This is a genomic window from Corynebacterium doosanense CAU 212 = DSM 45436 (assembly GCF_000767055.1).
GTDB lineage: Bacteria > Actinomycetota > Actinomycetes > Mycobacteriales > Mycobacteriaceae > Corynebacterium > Corynebacterium doosanense.
The window spans coordinates 911,785-928,177 of record NZ_CP006764.1 but is presented as its reverse complement, the minus strand read 5'-3'; the positions used below and the strand labels follow the sequence as shown (position 1 = coordinate 928,177).

General features: G+C 66.7%; 12 protein-coding genes. 8 read left to right on the top strand and 4 right to left on the bottom strand.

Features of this window, described 5'->3' with window-relative positions; translation table 11 throughout:
* Window positions 1-23: 23 nt before the first annotated feature.
* Window positions 24-797 (bottom strand): lytic transglycosylase domain-containing protein, encoded by a 774-nt coding sequence (locus tag CDOO_RS04590; RefSeq protein ID WP_026159340.1) that lies wholly within the window; start codon window positions 795-797, stop codon window positions 24-26.
* A 116-nt stretch (window positions 798-913) separates the two neighbouring features.
* Here CDOO_RS04590 and CDOO_RS04585 point away from each other — a divergent pair, with 116 nt between their 5' ends.
* Window positions 914-1,306 carry a hypothetical protein gene (locus tag CDOO_RS04585; RefSeq protein WP_018021845.1) on the top strand — a complete coding sequence of 131 codons (393 nt, stop codon included), beginning with the start codon at window positions 914-916 and terminating at the stop codon, window positions 1,304-1,306.
* Here the strand turns inward: CDOO_RS04585 and CDOO_RS04580 are convergent.
* Both CDOO_RS04580 and CDOO_RS04575 read right to left on the bottom strand, forming a co-directional pair.
* Complete coding sequence (locus CDOO_RS04580) at window positions 1,303-1,899, bottom strand: MazG nucleotide pyrophosphohydrolase domain-containing protein (RefSeq protein WP_026159341.1); 597 nt, start codon at window positions 1,897-1,899, stop codon at window positions 1,303-1,305. The genes CDOO_RS04585 and CDOO_RS04580 overlap by 4 nt on opposite strands.
* Window positions 1,900-1,925: 26 nt before the next feature.
* Window positions 1,926-3,170: an HNH endonuclease signature motif containing protein gene (locus tag CDOO_RS04575; protein ID WP_155861327.1), complete on the bottom strand. Its 1,245-nt coding sequence runs from the start codon at window positions 3,168-3,170 to the stop codon at window positions 1,926-1,928.
* A gap of 85 nt (window positions 3,171-3,255) precedes the next feature.
* On the opposite strand from CDOO_RS04575, the gene efeU reads away from it, so the two are divergent.
* The 7 genes from efeU (at window position 3,256) to CDOO_RS04540 (ending at window position 12,738) form a co-directional block, all read left to right on the top strand.
* Window positions 3,256-4,101: an iron uptake transporter permease EfeU gene (gene efeU, locus CDOO_RS04570; RefSeq protein ID WP_245616245.1), complete on the top strand. Its 846-nt coding sequence runs from the start codon at window positions 3,256-3,258 to the stop codon at window positions 4,099-4,101.
* On the top strand, window positions 4,080-5,225 hold the full coding sequence (gene efeO, locus CDOO_RS04565; protein ID WP_018021849.1) for an iron uptake system protein EfeO: 1,146 nt from the start codon (window positions 4,080-4,082) through the stop codon (window positions 5,223-5,225). The genes efeU and efeO overlap by 22 nt, the downstream gene beginning before the upstream one ends.
* Window positions 5,222-6,430 carry an iron uptake transporter deferrochelatase/peroxidase subunit gene (gene efeB, locus CDOO_RS04560; RefSeq protein ID WP_018021850.1) on the top strand — a complete coding sequence of 403 codons (1,209 nt, stop codon included), beginning with the start codon at window positions 5,222-5,224 and terminating at the stop codon, window positions 6,428-6,430. The genes efeO and efeB overlap by 4 nt, the downstream gene beginning before the upstream one ends.
* Before the next feature lie 142 nt (window positions 6,431-6,572).
* Window positions 6,573-7,787: an acetyl-CoA C-acetyltransferase gene (locus CDOO_RS04555; protein ID WP_018021851.1), complete on the top strand. Its 1,215-nt coding sequence runs from the start codon at window positions 6,573-6,575 to the stop codon at window positions 7,785-7,787.
* Between the two features lie 32 nt (window positions 7,788-7,819).
* Window positions 7,820-9,985, top strand: a complete 2,166-nt coding sequence (locus tag CDOO_RS04550; protein WP_018021852.1) for a 3-hydroxyacyl-CoA dehydrogenase NAD-binding domain-containing protein — start codon at window positions 7,820-7,822, stop codon at window positions 9,983-9,985.
* 346 nt (window positions 9,986-10,331) lie between these two features.
* Complete coding sequence (locus CDOO_RS04545; protein ID WP_081610349.1) at window positions 10,332-10,970, top strand: ABC transporter ATP-binding protein; 639 nt, start codon at window positions 10,332-10,334, stop codon at window positions 10,968-10,970.
* Between the two features lies 1 nt (window position 10,971).
* On the top strand, window positions 10,972-12,738 hold the full coding sequence (locus CDOO_RS04540) for an FtsX-like permease family protein (protein ID WP_018021854.1): 1,767 nt from the start codon (window positions 10,972-10,974) through the stop codon (window positions 12,736-12,738).
* Between the two features lie 54 nt (window positions 12,739-12,792).
* Here the strand turns inward: CDOO_RS04540 and mfd are convergent, their stop codons facing one another.
* A complete protein-coding gene (gene mfd, locus CDOO_RS04535; RefSeq protein ID WP_026159343.1) occupies window positions 12,793-16,389 on the bottom strand; it encodes a transcription-repair coupling factor in 3,597 nt (1,198 codons plus the stop codon).
* Window positions 16,390-16,393 lie beyond the last annotated feature (4 nt).

The following is a 16,393-nucleotide window of genomic DNA, read 5'->3' as shown; positions in this document are numbered from 1 at the left end:
TGTTCCAGAAAACGAGGCCCGGGTCAGGCGGATTGACCGATCGCGTAGGAGGCGGCCGCGTCGCGGACCTTGATGAGGTAATCGTTGGAGCGGTTGTAGGACAACACCGCCTCCGTCCACCCCTCCGGCGTGGAGAGATCCCGGTTGTCGGCGCACAGGTGCTTCGCCGCGCCGAGGGCCGCATCGTCGATCTGGTGCGGGTCCGCGTAACCGTCGCCGCTGGCGTCGAGGCCGAAACGGTGCCACGAATCGGGAATGAATTGCATCGGCCCCACCGCCCGGTCGAACTCGGTGTCTTGGTCGAATTCACCGTCGTCGGTGTCGGCGATCTCCGCGGTCGCCCCGGACCCGTCGAGGGCGATGCCGATGATCGGCGGCGTGACCACGCCATCCTCGCCTATCGACGCCCGATCGAACGGGTTGCCCGTGTACGTCCCGTGGCGCGTCTCCACCCAGCCGATGCCGGCCAGCGTGTTCCACTTCAGGTGACACTCCGGCCACGCGTCGGCGGCGATCAGCTCGGCGTTTCCGTAGGCCTGGACCGCGGCCTGGGGTATCGACGTCTGCTCCGCCAGCGGCTCGGCCCAGAACGCCAGCTTGTCGGAGGTCCGGCCCTGCGCGTGCACGTCGACCGCCGGAACCTCGGCTCCCGCGGCCGGCGGCACGTTGTCCGGGACGGGCTGACGCGGCGTAATGCTCGTGGTTCCCGTGAGCAGCGACAGGACCCAGCCGACGACGGCGACGATGAGGACAATGGCCAGCAGGGCCCCCACGCCACACCCGATCGATCGCCTCACGCCGTCATTCACGGGTTCACATCCTACACGGCGCGATTCTGAGCACTTGCGCAGCTTTCGTCACTCGCGTTTACTTCAGTAACGCTAGTTTCCCGTCGATAAGGAATGAACCCTCCATGAAGCTCAAGCGCACCCTCGCCACCCTCGCCGCCGCCGGCATCGCCCTCACCACCCTCGCCCCCACCGCCGGCGCCGCCCCCGTCGGCAACACGGTCGCCCTGCTGGTCCTCGCCAACGGCCAGATCGCGACCGCCGACTGTGGCCTCGTCGGCGGCGTCCTGCGTGGCACCGGCCTCGTCAACGAGACCACCACGCGCTCCGAACTGGTCACCTCGCTGCACAGGACGCTCGCCGGCGACATCCAGACCAAGCTCATCACCGCCCAGACCATCGGCGTCATCGGCGACCGCGCCCTCGAGTGCGGCGTGGTCAAGGCCGACCCCAACGTCCCCGCTGGCAGCTCACAGCTCATGGACGTAGTCGCACTGCTGTCCTCCGAGGTGCGCTAGAGCCTCTCGGCGCGCTTGCCGGCCGCCCAGGCTTTATTCTGCCTGTCGAGGTGAACCGGGCCCGTCGACCCGTCGAAGAAGTATGGCGCACGCGAACGCATCTTGTCGACAAAACTCTGCGCCACCTCGTCGAGGTCAAACGCCCCTCGCCTCGACGCAATCTCGGCATGAAACAGAACTTGGAGCAGCAGGTCTCCGAGTTCTTTTTTCATGTCGTCATCCGACGCGCCGCCGCGAACGGCGTCGGCGAACTCCGCGACCTCCTCGTCGAGGTAGACCAGCAGCGACTCGTGGGTCTGACCGGCCTCCCACTCTCCCCTAGACCGGGCGACCGCCATGATCCGGCGGGCCACGTCGATGGGGTCGTCGAGGCTCGCGGCCCTGATCACCCGTCGGCCATCGGCTGCGGGCGGCGCGGCGAAGGTGACCAGGGTCCCGACACCGGCGGGATCCTCGCCGTCGACATGATCGTCGAAGTTCCACCTCACCGACACCGGCACGTCGTCGGCGAAGGAGATCGGCGCGAGGATGTGCCCGCGGGCCTCCATGGGGATCATGGTGGGCCAGCGGGGGTCGAGAAGCAGGATGGTCATGGCCGTCATCTTAAGGCCACGGTGAATCAGTACTGCTGACGGACGACTTCCCTCGCGGACAGTCGTCGGACCGGGTGGTTGTTGGTCACGGGGCCGCTGCCGTCGGGTGGCCGGAAGACGATGCGGCCGCTCTCGTCCCTGTCGAGACGGCCGTGCCGGGGTGGAGCCCCGGGGTTGTCGTCGTTACGCGCGTTGTGCACCCGGCAGGCGACGGTCATCCGGTCGAGGCTGGTCTCACCGCCGGCGACCCAGGCGTCGAGGTGGTGCATCTGGCACTCGTCGGCGGAGGTGGTGCAGTCGCGAACGGGGCACAGGAGCGTGTCGGCGGAGGCCAGGAGGCGTTGTTTGAGGTTGGCCAGGCGCTCGGCGCGGTAGAGGTTGACGGGTCCGGTGAAGGGGTCCCAGATCCCGACGAGGTGATGCTCGGCCATCCGGGCCCTGATGAGTTCGGCGCCGGTCATCGTGGTGCCGTCGGTGAGTCCGAAGAGGGTGTCGTCGGCCTGGTGGCGCAGGAGTTTCGCCCAGTCGGGCAGGCCGATGACCACGAGAGGGGTGATCACCGACGGCGTCCCGGAAGCGTCACCGAGCAGGTGAGCGACGAAGGCGTCGGCCATGGCCTGTTCGTAGGTGAGTTTCTTGTCGGATCGCCGGAGTTTCGCGGCGGTCTCCCGCAGCCGGGTGAGGATGTCGGCCATGGTCCGCTCCGGCAGGCCGACGCTGATGTGGCGGAGCCCGCAGGCATCGGTGTTCTTGCCACCCTTGAGGGATCGTCGGCCGAAGGACTTTGCCTCGGCGTCGGGTACGGCGCGGTTGAGTTCGCGAACGCGGGCGGCGGCGGCCTTGTCGATCTCGTCGACGGTGCCGGTGAGAGCGCAGAGCTCGACGCGCAGCGCCCACTCGTCGCCGTCGAGAAGTTTGCGCACGTGTTTCTCCACCGCGGCGATCGCCTCGACGGAGAGACCACCGGAACGAGCGGCCTCGACGGCACGGCGCTGCTGGCGGCGGTGACGGGTACGCCCGTAGTAGGTCTCGGACAGGGCGACCCACTCCCCGGCCGTCGAGCCGGAGTAGCCGAAGGACACCAGGCGCGCGCGGTTGAGCCGGCCGTCGGCGAGCGCGGCGAGCAGGTTAATGCCCTGCCGGTTCAGCGCGGTGAGCGCGTCGATGATGTCCACGTCGGGGACGCTACCGTCGATAAGCGAGACCCGCCCCGGGCCCTGTGGATAACTCCCGACGAGGCGACAATCGATCCACAGGGTGACATGAGACACACTTTAGGTGACCCTAATTTAGCACACGCTAAGTTGCTATCTGGACCATTACTGGAGAAAACGAGGAACGATGTTAGTCGCCAACATGCTCATTGGCTTGAGGGAAGGCCTCGAGGCATCGATGGTGGTCATGATCCTGGTCGCCTTCCTGGTGAAGTCGGGGCGGAAAGACCAGCTCAAGTGGGTGTGGCTCGGCATCGGCGCGGCGTCTGCGGTGACGTTGACCGCGTTCCTGGTCATCCAGCTCGGCACCAAGACACTCACCAGCACCGGCCAGGAGCTGGTCGGCGGCATCTCATCGCTGGTGGCGGTGGCGATCATCTCCTACATGCTGCTGTGGATGCGTGGCGCAGCCAAAGACATGAAGGGGGAACTGCAGGGGCGCCTAGGTTCCGCCGTCGAGGTCGGTCCGTGGGCCGTGGTGCTCATGTCGTTCGCCGCGGTCGCCCGCGAGGGCATCGAGACGGCGCTGCTGGTCTTCGACAGTTTCGCCTACGGCAACGTCGGAGTGCCGGCCGCCGGACTACTCATCGGCTTCGTCGTCTCCGTGATCATCGCCGTGCTCATGTACCACGGTGCGATCCGCATCAACCTGGGCGTGTTCTTCAAGATCACCGGCGTGCTGCTCATCATCGTGGCCGCGGGCATCCTGCGTTACGGCATCACCGACCTGCAGGAGGCGGGCGTGCTGCCGGGTCTGAAAAATCACGCCTTCGATCTCTCCGGCCTCATCGCGCCGGGCTCTGCCGCGGCCACCGTCATCGAGGGTGTCCTCAACCTCGTCCCCCGGCCGACGACGCTGTCGATGATCGCCTGGGCGCTCTACCTCTTCGTCGCTCTCTTCATCTTCCTCCGCCCCGTCCCCGTGGCACCCCAACCGAAACCCGAACCTGCTAGGAGCCTCGCAGCATGTACACCCGTCTTCCGTTGACCCTCGGCCTCGTCGCCCTCACCGCCCTCCCGCTGACCGCCTGCGCGGACAAGGTCGACGAGTCCCAGGCGACCGGCTTCACCGTCGCCGCGGAAGATCAGACCTGCGAGGTCTCCGCCGACACCGCCGAGACCGGCACGTCCACCTTCGAGGTGACCAACAACGGCGAGAAAACCACCGAGTTCTACGTCTTCACCGAGGCCGGCCGGGTCATCGGCGAAGTGGAGAACATCGGCCCCGGCGCGACCCGCAAGCTCGTCGTGCAGATCAACGACCCGGGCGAGTACGTGCTCACCTGCAAGCCGGGCATGGCCGGTGAGGGCATCTCGCAGACCCTGACCGTCACGGGCGACGCCCTCAACGTCACCGAGGGTGACGCGGTGCTCACCGAGGCCGTCGACGGCTACGTCGCCTACGTGCGTTCCCAGACCACCTCCCTCGACGAGCTCACCGGGGAGTTCGTCGCCGCCATCGACGCGGGTGACCTCGACGAGGCGAAGCGCCTCTACCCGCTGATGCGCACGCCCTACGAGCGCATCGAGCCCGTCGCCGAGGCGTTCCCCAACGATCTGGATCCGCGCATCGACCTGCGCGAGGCCGACCTCGAGCCGGGCCAGGAGTGGACGGGCTTCCACGCGATAGAAAAGCAGCTGTGGGAGGACGGCGCCATCACCGACGAGACGAAGACACTCGCCGCCCAGCTCAACGACGACGTCGCCGAGCTCGTCGACGGCGTCAACGCCCAGGACTTCCGCGACGAGCTGACCCCGGTGCAGATCGCCTCGGGCGCGCAGGGCCTGCTGGATGAGATCTCCACCTCGAAGATCACCGGCGAGGAGGACATCTTCTCCCACACCGACCTCTACGACTTCCAGGCCAACCTCGAGGGATCCCGCGCGGCCGTGGCGTCCCTGGAGAAGGCCATCACCGACCGTGACCCGGAGCTGCTCGGCGAGATCAACCAGCGCTTCGACGATGTCCAGGCGCTGCTGGACACCCACCGCGAGGGCGACGGTTTCGTCTCCTACGACACCGTCGACGAGGCCCAGCGCCGCGAGCTCTCCGAGGCGCTGGACACCCTCACCGCCTCTGTGGTGACCGTGCAGGAGGTCATCACCCAGTGATTTCCCGGCGCGGCCTTCTCACCGGCGCAGGTTTCGGCGCCGCCGGGCTCGCTGTCGGCGTGGGCACCACGGCCCTGGTGGCCTCGTCCGACGACGGCGACACCGTCCCCTTCGATGGCGAGCACCAGGCGGGCATCACCACCCGCCAGCAGGACGCCCTGCACTTCGCCGCCTTCGACGTGGTCACCGACGACCGCGCCGAGCTCGCGGACCTGCTCAAACAGTGGACCACCATGGCGCGGCACATGACCTCGGGCGAACCCTCCGAGCAGCCGACGTCCGAGCACTCCGTCCCCGAGGACACAGGTGAGGTCAGCGACCTCAGCGCCGCGAACCTCACGGTCACGGTGGGTTTCGGTCCCTCGCTTTTCGACGACCGTTTCGGCCTCTCCGCCCAGCGCCCGACCGAGCTGCAGGACCTGCCCCATTTCCCCGGCGACCAGCTCATCCCGGAGCTCTGCGGCGGCGACCTGTGCATCCAGGCCTGCTCGGACAACCCCCAGGTGGCCATCCACGCGGTGCGCAACCTGGCCCGTGTCGGCGCGGGTGTGGTCAGCGTGCGGTGGGCGCAGATGGGCTTCGGCCACGCCTCCGCGACGACCCGCGGGCAGCAGACCCCGCGCAACCTCTTCGGCTTCAAGGACGGCACCAACAACCTGCGCTCCGAGGACAACCAGCTGGTCGACGACCATGTCTGGGTCTCCGGCACAGGCACCTGGCTCGACGGCGGGGCGTTCCTCATCCCCCGGCGCATCCGCATGCTCATCGAGAACTGGGACCGCCAGGTACTCACCGAGCAGGAGTCGACCTTCGGGCGCCAGAAGGCCTCCGGCGCTCCCCTGGGGCGCACGGACGAGTTCGACCCGCTTCCCCTCGACGAGTACGTGGGCACCTCGGGCCCGCTGATCCCCGCCTCGGCCCACGCGCGGCTGGCCAGCCCGGAGGAGAACAACGGCGCCCGGATGCTGCGCCGCGCCTACAACTTCACCACGGGGACCGACGGCCTCGGGCATCTCGACGCCGGCCTGTTCTTCATCGCCGTGGTCAATTCCCCGGAGACGAGTTTCATCCCCATCCAGAACAAGCTGGCGCGCAAGGACAAGATGAACGAATACGTGCGTTACGAGTCGTCGTCGATCTTTGCTCTCCCGCCCGGGGTCCGCGGTGCGGACGACTGGTGGGGTCGGACGCTGTTCGAGGCCTGACCTGGGATTTTATAAGGCCCACAAAACCGTTGCACACGGGGTCTGCACTGTGTTTGACTGTGTTCCGCGCCACTAACGCGCCACCCCGCAGGCTGGCTCACACCGCCGTCTGCGGCGACCACCGACACCAGAAAGACTCTGCATGTCCCACGATGCGTTCCTCTTCGATGCCGTGCGCACCCCGCGCGGCCTCGGCAAGCCCACCGGCTCCCTCCACGAAGTCAAACCGGTCGACCTGGTTGCCGGGCTCTTCGACGCCCTCGGCCAGCGCCACGAATCCCTCGACCCCGCCGACTACGAGGACGTCATCCTCGGCATCGTCAGCCCCGTGGGCGACCAGGGAGCCGTGCTGCCGCGTGCCGCCGCGCTGAAGGCCGGCCTGCCCGAATCCGTGGCCGGTGTGCAGGTCAACCGCTTCTGCGGCTCCGGCCTCGAGGCCGTCAACGAGGCAGCCGCACGCATCCGTTCCGGCTGGGAGCACATGCTCGTCGCCGGCGGCGTCGAGTCGATGTCGCGTGTGCGCATGGGCTCGGACGGTGGCCCGTGGGCCATGGACCCCGCCACCGCCATCGCCGCCAACTTCATCCCGCAGGGTGTCTCCGCGGACCTCATCGCCACCCGCCAGGGTTACTCCCGCGAGGACCTCGACTCCTTCGCCGTGGCCAGCCACCAGCGCGCCGCAAACGCCTGGGAGCAGGGCTACTTCGCCAACTCGGTCATCCCGGTCACCGACGCCAACGGCCTGCCCGTGCTGGAGCGCGACGAAACCATCCGCCCGACGTCCTCCCTGGAGTCGCTGGCCAAGCTCCGGCCCGCGTTCAAGGAGATCGGTGAGACCGCCGGCTTCGACGCGGTCGCCCTGGAGCGTTACCCGGAGCTCGCGGGTGTCAACCACTTCCATCACGCCGGCAACTCCTCCGGCATCGTCGACGGCGCGGCCCTGACCATCATCGGCAGCGCCGAGGCGGGCGAGAAGGCCGGGCTCAGGCCCCGCGCGCGCATCGTCTCCGCTGCGGCGGTCGGTTCCGAGCCCACCATCATGCTCACCGGCCCCACCCCGGCCTGCCAGAAGGCGCTGCGCGTCGCCGGCATGTCCGCCTCCGACATTGACCTCGTCGAGATCAACGAGGCCTTCGCCACCGTCCCCCTCATGCTCATGGAGGAGATGGGCTGGAGCCACGAGCAGACCAACGTCAACGGCGGCGCCATCGCCATGGGACACCCGCTCGGTGCCACGGGCGCCATGATCCTGGGCACCCTCGTGGACGAGCTCGAGCGCCGGGATCTGCAGACCGGCATCGCCACCCTCTGCATCGGTGCCGGCATGGGCATCGCCACCATCGTCGAACGTGTCTGACCCCACCACCACCTACTGAGGGAGAAAATCTGATGAGCACCAACATGATCGCGTGGGAGAAGGACGCCGACGGCATCGTCACCCTGACCATGGACGACCCCGACGCCCGCGTCAACACCATGAACGAGCGTTACCGCGACGCCATGGAAGAAACCCTGGACCGGCTGGAGGCGGAGAAGGACGGCCTCACCGGCGTGGTCCTCACCAGCGCGAAGGGCACGTTCTTCGCCGGCGGCGACCTGGACTCCATCGGCAGCACCACCGAGGATGACGCCGCGGAGATCTTCGCGGAGACCGAGCACATCAAGGCGCAGCTGCGCCGCCTGGAGACCCTGGGCGTTCCCGTGGTCGCCGCCATCAACGGCGCGGCACTCGGCGGCGGATTCGAGATCGCCCTCGCCTGCCACCACCGCATCGCACTGGCCGGCAAGAAGACCAAGATCGGCCTGCCCGAGGTGTCCCTGGGCCTGCTGCCCGGAGGCGGCGGCGTCACCCGCACCGTGCGCCTGTTCGGCATCGAGAAGGCACTCATGGAGTGGCTTCTCGAGGGCCCGCAGTACAGCGCCGAGGAGGCCCTGGAGAAGGGCGGCGTCGACGAGGTCGTGGCGTCTGCGGAGGAACTCGTCCCGGCCGCCAAGACGTGGCTCAAGGAGAACCCCGAGGCCCACACCAAACCCTGGGACGGAAAGGGGTACAAGATCCCCGGCGGCAACCCGACCCACCCGGGCTTCGCGCAGCGCCTGCCCGCCTTCCCCGCGATGCTCCGCGCAAAGCTGGGCGGCGCCGACGTTCCCGCCCCCAAAGCGATCCTCTCGGCAGCCGTCGAGGGCGCCCAAGTCGACTTCGACACCGCGAGCCGCATCGAGAGTCGCTACTTCGCCGGACTCGCGACCGGCCGCACCTCCACCGCCATGATCCAGGCCTTCCACACGGACATGCAGACCCTGCGCTCCGGCTCCATCGCCGGCGAGAAGGGCCGGGAGAAGAACACCGTGAACTCCGTCGCCGTCCTCGGTGCGGGCATGATGGGCGCGGGCATCGCCCACGCCCTGGCCATCGCCGGCATCGAGGTCATGCTCAAGGACGTCAGCCTGGCCAACGCGGAGAAGGGCTTCGGCCACGTGAAGGGCCTCGTGGACAAGCGGGTCCAGCAGGGCAAGATGTCGGCCGAGAAGGCCGAGGAGATCCTCGCTCGGGTCACGCCGACGGAGAGCTACGACGACATCGCGCACGTCGACGCGGTCATCGAGGCCGTGTTCGAGGACTTCGACCTGAAGAACTCGGTGTTCACGGACGTCGAGAAGGTCGTCGGACCGGACACCCTGCTGTGCTCCAACACCTCCACGCTGCCCATCACCCAGCTGCAGCAGCCGCGCGAGCGCTCTGCCGACATGGTGGGGCTGCACTTCTTCTCCCCCGTGCACCGGATGAAGCTCGTGGAGATCATCAAGGGTGAGCAGACGTCGCAACGCACCTTCGAGCGTGCCTACGACCTGGTGCAGCAGATCCGAAAGCTGCCCATCGCGGTCAATGACGGCCGTGGTTTCTACACCTCGCGGGTGTACGGCACGCTCATCCTCGAGGCCGTCGCCATGGTCGAGGAGGGGGTCAACCCGCAGCGCATCGAGCGCGAGGCCCGCCACGCCGGCTTCCCCGCCTCTCCGCTGGCCATGCTCGACGAGGTCTCCCTCACCCTGGTGCAGCACATCCGAGCCGCCGAGGAGAAGGAGGCGAAGGAGCTGGGCACCGAGCGTCCCGCCCGCCCGGGCGAGAGTGTCATCGACCGCATGATCGAGGACTTCGACCGCAAGGGCCGTGCCGCTGGCGCGGGCTTCTACGAGTACCCGGAGGAGGGGCGCAAGTTCCTCTGGCCGGGCCTGTTCGAGCACTTCTCCCAGGACACGGAGATCTCCGGGCAGGAGATCCAGGATCGTCTGGTCTACCGCATGGCCATCGAGACCGCGCGGTGCTTCGAGGACGGCATCCTCACGGACACCGCCTCGGCGAACCTCGGCGCGATCTTCGGCATCGGTTTCCCGCCGCAGACCGGTGGTCCGGCGACCTTCATGGTCAACCGCCCCGAGGGCCTCGCCGGCTTTGTCTCGCGTTGCGACGAGCTGGCCGACGCCCACGGTGAGCGCTTCCGCCCCAGCGAGTGGCTGCGCGAGCGGGCCGCGAAGGGCAACGATCTGGTATAGTCGCACTGCCTGGCCCTGCCGGTCAGGTCCGTGAAACCAGAGGAACGCGAAATCCTCCCGCGCGGAGTGGAAATTGGATTAAGCCAATCCACCCGCCCTGGGGGGATTTCGCCGTTTCCCGCCCGTTAGATCCCCATTGAACGACTCACCGTGCCCAAGGTGGGCCGACGCCCTTCCCCCTCCGCTAACCTCAAATACCGGAGGCGAATGGGCAGGTAGACACATGTATTTTGCAACTCCACCTCGAATGCGCAATGAGAATCCCCCCTGTTGATGCATTCCGGCACCCTTACCCGGGCCGAATTTGACGCCCCTTCCAGCGGCAGATGCATGTAATCTCCGCCTTATGCAAATCGCCTGGCAGGAATTGTCTTTTAGGTATGCAAAGCACTCACCACCGGTGCTTAATTCTGTCTCATTTACTCTCGATCAGCCCGGCCTGTTCGTAGTCCGCGGCCCGTCCGGGAGCGGCAAATCGACGGTCCTGGAACTGCTGGCCGGCCTGCGCTCTCCCGTGGATGGGCGAATCCTCATCGAGGGCGCGCGAGCCGACCGATGGTCGGTGAACAAGGCTTCGAAGTGGCGAGCCCGCAGCGTCGGTTACGCTCCCCAGGCTCCGACCCTTTTGGACAGCCTGACATGCGAGGAGAATCTGGCGCTGGCCACTGATATCGCAGGGCACGGCCTGGATGCACAGCAGCGGGTGGGTCTTCTGGACCGGCTCGGAATGGCAGACTTCCGGACGGCCCTGCCTACTGAATTGTCAGGCGGTCAGCGTCAGCGGGTTGCCATCGCGCAGTCTCTTTCGTCTCAACCCGACCTGCTTTTGATGGACGAGCCCGTCAGCGCACTCGACGAAGGCAACATTGGCATCGTCGAATCTCTTCTGGCAGACGCTGCATCGTCCGGCGCAATGGTCGTCTACTGCTCTCACAGAGAAATATTCGACGGCACTGCTCAGACTCTTCTTGATCTGGAGAAGTGACATGGAGTTGAACGCTGGCACCGCGTATCGACGAGAGTTGAAAACCACCGCGCGGCCGTACATAGCTGGTTTGATCGTGGCCGCCACCATCATCGGAACCCTCTTGGGAACCATTCTTTATGTCGGCTTCTCCCCCGGAGGAAGTGACGATCTCGCCCAAGGAATGGTCAACACCAGCCTGATTGCGATCTTCCCCACCCTGGCCGGCGTGCGTTTGGCCCATCAGAACTTTATCGCCGATCACCGAAGCACTATCGTGGCGCTGAAGAATTTGGGCGTCAGCAACGCTTTCTTCCGCCGCCACTTCCTTGCTCAGGCGTTAGCCCTTGCCGCACTGGCCAGCATCGCGGCGGTGGTCATCGGCCGAATCATTCTCCGCCCGTTCCTTGGCGTGTTGTTATGGGGAATGGGAAAGACGCTTCCGGATCAATACGGCTCACCCCTCCGGGTCCTTTTTGTATCGTTTATCGCCCTGGGTGCCATCTACCTGATCGGCGTGGGGACAATCCGACTCGAATCAGCGCTGAACAAGCATTCTGACGCACCAACCGTGAAAGGTTCTCGAACGAAGGTATTGACGGCTGTTGGGCTGCTGCTCGCATTGGTCAACATCGGGTGCGGGTTGTGGTCACTGGCTGGGCACGGTTCGAATACGACGGTCGCAATCATGATCCTGACCAGCCCAGTCCTGGCCGCGGTCTCGGCCGGCCCGCTGAGCAGGCTCCTCGCGCGACTAATCTCCACCGTATTGAGCCGGATCAGCGGATGGAGCGCCCCGGCGTTGGGGATACGCTCAATTTCGGCCACCGGGACAATTTCCCGAGCAGGCTTGGCCGCCGTGCTGGTCTCCATCCCCCTTGCAGGATTCACCTGGGTGTCATCGTCCTTGGCCGCGGGATCATTCTATGCAGAGCAGCTGGTCAGCAATGTCCCGGTCATTGTCAGTGAGGATTCTCAACTCCTGACCCCCGATCAGGCTGAAGATGTATGCAGTGAGATCGGTGATTCGTGCCGCGGCGTGATTTATTGGCAGCCCTCAGACATTGCTGAATCTGGCGCGGAATCTGTGCCACGAAATAGGGCGAACGATTACACCTTGGCGGGCTCCACACCCCAGATAGTTGAGGAGTTCGTGCCAGGAGATCCTACCCCGGCGGGTAGCAACCCCTTCCACCTCGAATACATGCAGATTGCCGCCGCTGTATCGAAGGGCGCTCCGGTTGATCCTGACTGGGCCCTCGTGGTCGCCGACTCGACTCCAGGGTTGAAAGACTCGTACACGGTGGTGTCGTCGCGACAGTGGGCGGAAACCTCGGGGCGTGACACCCAGCTGTTCTACGGGCCTGGAGGTGACGGCACGTCAGGCTTCATCCCCCTGGCCGCCTACACATTGTTGGCAACGTGCGTCGTTCTCATTGTCGCCACCATCGGAAAACGTTCCAGCCTTCGGCGGTTCTTCTCCCCTTTGGCACTCCTGGGGAAATCGCCATTAGGAATTCAGGCCACATCCTTCTGGACAGTGCTGTTCCCCTACCTGACTGCAACCGTGGCCGCCGTATTGGCGAGCGCGTGGTACGGCGCGGTGGCTCACACCGTCACCACCGGCAAGGCGGGGGTGTGGATGCCATTCATGCCCTCAGGCCTCTGGGTGCTGTTCGGCCTTGTATTCCTCGCTACCAGCGCCACGTCGTTTCTTCCCGATCCGGAAAGGAAACGCCAGGTAGGCAATGAACAAGAAGAGCAGGCCCCGCAAACTCTTCCCGGCTAACACCACCCAGCAGTGCCCGGGCTGCCACACCAACCAGCAGGGCGAATAGTCAGATCACTCGCTGACCGAGACCATCTTCGTGGCCTCGGTCGACGCCCCGGAGACTGCAATCTTCGGGGCGTCAAACATCTGCGAGAGGAAGTCCGCCACCCACTGCAGCAGGTCGGCGTCGCGCAGGTTCTGCTGCCCGGCGCCGCGCCCGGCCTTGGGGAAGGGCACCTGCACGGCCTGGGCCGCGGCGCGGTAGGTCGCGCCCGGGAAGAGGCGCTTGAGGCGCACCTGCTTGGAGTCCGGCAGCTCTGCGGGGTGGATCTTGATGCGGGTGCCCTGCACCAGCACGTCGGAGATGCCCACCGCCCGGGCGAGGTGGCGCAGCCGGGCCACGCTGAGCAGGCTGAGCACTTCCCTGGGGACGGGGCCGTAGCGGTCGACCATCTCGTCGACCACGGCACCGAGGTCGTCCTCGTTCTTGGACTCGGCGATCTTGCGGTAGATCTCCAGGCGCAGTCGTTCGGAGTTGATGTACTCCTCGGGGATGTGGGCGTCGACGGGAAGATCGATGCGGATCTCCTTGGGGCCCTGGTCGGTGGCATCGAGGACCTCTCCGCGCGCCATCGCCTTGAAGGTTTCCACGGCCTCGCCGACGAGGCGAACGTAGAGGTCGAACCCCACCCCGGCGATGTGGCCGGACTGCTGGGCGCCGAGCACGTTGCCCGCGCCGCGCATCTCCAGGTCCTTCATGGCCACGGCCATGCCCGCGCCGAGGTCGTTGTTCTGCGCGATGGTGGCCAGCCGGTCGTAGGAGGTCTCCGTCAGCGTCGTGCCCTTGGGGTAGAGGAAGTAGGCGTAACCGCGTTCGCGGGAACGGCCGACGCGCCCGCGCAGCTGGTGCAGCTGCGACAGGCCCATGTGGTGGGCGTTCTCCACGATGAGGGTGTTGGCGTTGGCGATGTCCAGGCCCGTCTCGACGATGGTGGTGCACACGAGCACGTCATAGTCACGGTTCCAGAACCCCTGGACGGTGCCCTCGAGCTGCTCCTCCCCCATCTGCCCGTGCGCGACCACGACACGCGCCTCGGGGACGAGATCACGCAGTTCCCGGGCCTTCGAGTCGATGTCCGCGACTTTGTTGTGGATGAAGAACACCTGACCGTCGCGAAGCAACTCCCGCCTGATGGCCGCGGCGACCTGCTTGTCCTCGTACGCGCCGACGTAGGTGAGGATGGGGTGGCGGTCCTCGGGCGGGGTGAGCATGGTGGTCATCTCGCGGATGCCCGACATGCTCATCTCCAGGGTGCGCGGGATCGGGGTGGCACTCATGGTGAGGATGTCCACGTTCGAGCGCAGCGCCTTGATGTGCTCCTTGTGTTCGACGCCGAAGCGCTGCTCCTCATCCACGACGATGAGGCCGAGGTTCTTCCACTGCACACCGGTCTGCAGGAGGCGGTGGGTGCCGACCACGATGTCGACGGAGCCGTCGGCAAGCCCGGCGAGGATCTTCTTCGCCTCGGCCGTCGAGGTGAACCGCGAAAGCTCGGCGATCTCCAGGCCGAAACCGTCCATGCGCTGGGAGAACGTGTTGTAGTGCTGCTGCGCCAGCAGGGTGGTGGGCACGAGCACGGCGACCTGCATCCCGTCCTGCACCGCTTTGAACGCGGCGCGCACGGCGACCTCGGTCTTGCCGTAGCCAACGTCGCCGACGATGACCCGGTCCATGGGCACGGTGGACTCCATGTCCTCCTTGATGGCCTCGATCGCGGCCATCTGATCCTCCGTCTCGATGAACGGGAACCGGTCCTCCATCTCCCGCTGCCAGGGGGTGTCGGGCGCGAACTGGTGACCGACCGCGGAGTGGCGTTTGGCGTAGAGCTCGACAAGCTCGGCGGCGATCTCGCGCACCGCGGAGCGAGCCTTCTTCTTGGTGTTCTTCCAGTCGGATCCGCCCATCTTGGACAGGGTCGGGGACTCACCGCCGGTGTACTTGCTCAGCAGGTCCAGCGACTCCATGGGCACCCAGAGCTGGTCGGCGGGCTGCCCGCGTTTGCTGGCGGCGTACTCCAGCACGATGTACTCGCGCCGGCTGGTCTCGTCGCCGGCGTGGATCTCGCGCTCGGCCATCTTGAGGAACTTGCCGATGCCGTGTGTCTCATGCACGACAAAATCCCCGGTCTGCAGCGCGAGCGGGTCGACCTTGTTGCGCCGCTTGGCGGGCTTGCGCTTGGCCCCGGCGACGTCGCCGACGCGGTTGCCCGTGAGATCCGTCTCGGTGATGACCACCAGCGGGATCCGAGGGAACATCAGCCCCGCGTGGGACAGGGCCTCGTAGAGGGTGATTTCGCCTGTCGACGGCTGCCAGCCCGGCGTGGCGACCTTCACCGGGATACCGTTCTCCCGGAAACGTTCGGTCATGCGTTTGATCGCGGCCTCGGTGGGGGCGACAAACGCCGCGCGTCCGCCGTCGTTGACGTGCACCTTCAGGGTGGCCATCATGGCCTCGATCTCCTTGAGATCGCCACGCGGAGTCGGCCCGGACTGGTAGTCCAGCGGCAGCGTCGCCGTCTCCTCGGACTCGAACATGCCCGGCGCGGCCACGGTCCACCACGGACCCGGCGCGCCCGCCTCGAGCGACTCGTAGGAACGGTAGGACGACGCGGAAACGTCGAGCCCCTCGACGACAACCGGCCCAGTCGCACCCATCGCCGCGGCCTCCCAGCCGGCCTCGAGGAACTCCGTGTCCGTCGCCTCCAGGTCGGCGATACGCCGGCGCACCTTCTCCGGGTCGATGATGACAGTGTGGGTCCCGTGCGCCATGAGCGTATCGACGGTCACCATGCGCGTGTCCGTGAGCACGGGAATCAGTGCCTCCATGCCCTCCGCCGAGGTCCGCTCCCCCACCTTGGTGAGCAGCTCCACCAGCGCCGGGTTCCCGGGGTGTTTGACCAGCAGTTCGCGGGCACGGGCGGCCACGCGGTCGTCGACAAGCAATTCCCTGGCCGGGTACACCTCGACGGCGCCGGTCTCGACCTCGGGGATGGCGCGCTGGTCGGCGACGGAGAACTGGCGCATCTCGGTGATCTCATCGCCCCAGAACTCCACGCGGACCGGCAGGTCGTGGGTGGTGGGGAAGACGTCGAGGATGCCGCCGCGCACTGCGAACTCGCCACGCTTGGCCACCATGTCGACGTGGCTGTAGGCGCGGAAGACCAGCTCCTCGGTGAGCTCGGAGAAATCGAACTCCGCGCCCTCCTTGAGGATGACGGGCTTGCGACCCGCTGCCTGCTCCAGCACCGGCTGGCTCAGGCCACGCGCCGCGGTGACCACGACCCGGTAATCCTGCAGGTGATTGAGGATTTTCGCGCGCCGGCCCACGATGTCCGCACCCGGGGACAGGCGCTCGTGGGGCAGGGTCTCCCAGGAGGGGAAGAGGCCGACGCTGTCACCCAGCATCGCGCTGAGCTCGGCGGCGAGATCCTCCGCCTCCCGCCCGGTGGCGGTGACCACGAGGACCGGCGCCTGCGTGGCCAGGGTGGCCAGCGCCCAGGGGCGGGCCTGCGTGATCGCGGTGAGGTGGAGCCGCTTGTCGCCGACAGCCTTGGTCAGCCCCTTCAGCGCCGGGTCACTGGAGATCGTGTGCAGCAGTCCGGCGAGCATCGGG

Bases quoted from the DNA above. Each gene is read 5' to 3' on its own strand.
- CDOO_RS04555 (WP_018021851.1), top strand. From the start codon at position 6,573: ATGTCCCACGATGCGTTCCTCTTCGATGCCGTGCGCACCCCGCGCGGC.
- CDOO_RS04585 (WP_018021845.1), top strand. From the start codon at position 914: ATGAAGCTCAAGCGCACCCTCGCCACCCTCGCCGCCGCCGGCATCGCC.
- CDOO_RS04545 (WP_081610349.1), top strand. From the start codon at position 10,332: ATGCAAATCGCCTGGCAGGAATTGTCTTTTAGGTATGCAAAGCACTCA.
- mfd (WP_026159343.1), bottom strand. From the start codon at position 16,389: ATGCTCGCCGGACTGCTGCACACGATCTCCAGTGACCCGGCGCTGAAG.
- CDOO_RS04550 (WP_018021852.1), top strand. From the start codon at position 7,820: ATGAGCACCAACATGATCGCGTGGGAGAAGGACGCCGACGGCATCGTC.
- CDOO_RS04540 (WP_018021854.1), top strand. From the start codon at position 10,972: ATGGAGTTGAACGCTGGCACCGCGTATCGACGAGAGTTGAAAACCACC.
- efeU (WP_245616245.1), top strand. From the start codon at position 3,256: ATGCTCATTGGCTTGAGGGAAGGCCTCGAGGCATCGATGGTGGTCATG.
- CDOO_RS04580 (WP_026159341.1), bottom strand. From the start codon at position 1,899: ATGACCATCCTGCTTCTCGACCCCCGCTGGCCCACCATGATCCCCATG.
- efeO (WP_018021849.1), top strand. From the start codon at position 4,080: ATGTACACCCGTCTTCCGTTGACCCTCGGCCTCGTCGCCCTCACCGCC.